Origin of the sequence: Streptomyces sp. NPDC058289 (genome assembly GCF_042880975.1) — a bacterium.
Lineage (GTDB): Bacteria > Actinomycetota > Actinomycetes > Streptomycetales > Streptomycetaceae > Streptomyces > Streptomyces stoeckheimensis.
In genome coordinates, this window is record NZ_JBHVYI010000204.1 from 1 (window position 1) to 1,891 (window position 1,891).

At 71.6% G+C, this 1,891-nt stretch carries 2 protein-coding genes; both read right to left on the reverse strand.

The features are described 5' to 3' along the window. Nucleotides 1-218: NAD(P)-binding domain-containing protein (locus ACFVX6_RS40835; RefSeq protein WP_389699647.1), on the reverse strand; the 218-nt coding region annotated here is incomplete at its 3' end. Between the two features lie 43 nt (nt 219-261). Further along, a complete protein-coding gene (locus ACFVX6_RS40840) occupies nt 262-1,746 on the reverse strand; it encodes an aldehyde dehydrogenase family protein (protein WP_389699648.1) in 1,485 nt (494 codons plus the stop codon). Between the last annotated feature and the right edge of the window lie 145 nt (nt 1,747-1,891).

Below are 1,891 nucleotides of genomic sequence, written 5' to 3' on the forward strand. Positions count from 1 at the left end.
TGCCCGCCGTCCACCGGCACCACCAGCACGAGCACTACGCCCCGGGCCGCGGCCTCGGCGGGGTCCGCCGCCGAGGCCGCGGGGCCCAGTTCGGTCAGCAGGGCCGCGAGGCTCTGCGGGCCGCGGGCGTTGGCGAGCACGACCTGGTGGTCCGCCGCCACGAGGATCCTGGCCAGGGTCGATCCGATCCGGCCTGTGCCGATGATGCCGATCCGCATGGGGGCTCCTCAGGTGGGTACGGGGGGGCAGCCGGGTGCCAGGTCAGTCCATTCCGATCCAGACCGACTTGGTCTGGGTGTAGCTCTCCAGGGACTCGGGGCCGCACTCGCGCCCGTAGCCGGAGGCCTTGTAGCCGCCGTAGGGCACGGCGGGGTCGTACTGGTTGTAGCAATTGACCCAGACGGTGCCGGCCTTGATCTGCGAGGCGACCCGGTGGGCGCGCCGCAGGTCCCTCGTGTGGACGCCGGCGGCGAGGCCGTACGCGCTGTCGTTGGCGATGCGTACGGCGTCCTCCTCGGTGTCGAAGGGGATGATCGACAGGACGGGCCCGAAGATCTCCTCCTGGGCGATCCGCATGGAGTTGTCGACGCCGGTGAAGATGGTCGGCAGGAAGTACAGGCCTTCGGAGGAGGCCCCTTCGGGGGTCCAGCCGGTGCCGCCGACGCGCAGGACGGCGCCTTCCTTCTCGCCGACCTCGATGTACGAGCTGACCTTGTCGAACTGGCCGCGGTGGGCGAGCGGTCCGAAGAGGGTGGCCGGGTCGCGCGGGTCTCCGGGCAGCAGGGCGGCCGCGCGGGCCACGAGCCGTTCGACCATCTCGTCGTGGATCGGGCGCTGGAGCAGCAGCCGGGAGCCGGCGGTGCAGATCTCGCCCTTGTTGTAGTAGATGCCGAAGAAGGCGAGTTCCTCGGCGGCGTCGAGGTCGGCGTCGGCGAAGACGATGTTGGCGGACTTGCCGCCGAGCTCCATCGTCACCTTCTTCAGGGTGCCGGCCGCCTTGCGGATGATCGACTGCCCCACGGAGGTGGACCCGGTGAAGGCGATCTTGTCGATGCCGGGGTGGCCGGTGAGGGTCTCGCCCAGTTCCACGCCCGGACCGGTGATGACGTTCAGCACGCCGTCCGGAATCTCCGCCTCCTGGAACAGCTCGGCGATCTTCAGGGCGGTGAGCGGGGTGGCGGGCGAGGGCTTGTGGACCACCGTGTTCCCGGCCGCGAGGGCCGGGGCGATCTTCGTCATCGACAGGAGCAGCGGGAAGTTGAAGGGGGTGATGGCGCAGACCACGCCCAGCGGTTCGCGCAGGGTGTACGCGAGCTGCCCGCCGGCCGGGGCCCGGGAGGAACCGTCGACCCGGGTCACGGCTCCGGCGTAGTAGTGCATGAGCTGGGCGGCCATGGGGGCGTCGACCGTGGAGGAGAAGGCGAACGGCTTGCCCATGTCCACCGTTTCCAGCAGGGCGATCTCCTCCAGGTCGCGCTCGATGAGCTCCCCGACCCGGTTCAGCCGCAGCGCGCGTTCCTGGGCGGACAGTCTGCTCCAGGGACCTTCCTCGTACGCCGTACGGGCGGCGGCCACGGCCGCGTCCGCGTCCGCGGCGGCCGCCTGGGCCACCGGCACGATCTCCTGGCCGTCCACGGGGCTGATGTCCGGTTCGGTACGGCCGTCCCGGGCCGGGACCCAGGTGCCGCCGATGAACAGTTTCCCGGGGTTGGCCAAGGGCTGGTCGCTGAGCGCGCGCTTGGTCATGGCTGTGGCTGCCTTCCGGTTTCGGGTGCGAGGGGCTGGGCGGTAGGGGGTGTCTCTCGGGTGTCCGTGGGGGTAGGGGCGGGGGCGGGGGGGAGCGGGGGGGGCCGGCCCCGCCGCGCCACGGGGAACCGGGTGTCACCCCCCA

What these genes read in the sequence shown, in the direction of transcription:
- ACFVX6_RS40840 (WP_389699648.1), bottom strand. Translation starts at nt 1,746, where the DNA reads ATGACCAAGCGCGCGCTCAGCGACCAGCCCTTGGCCAACCCCGGGAAA.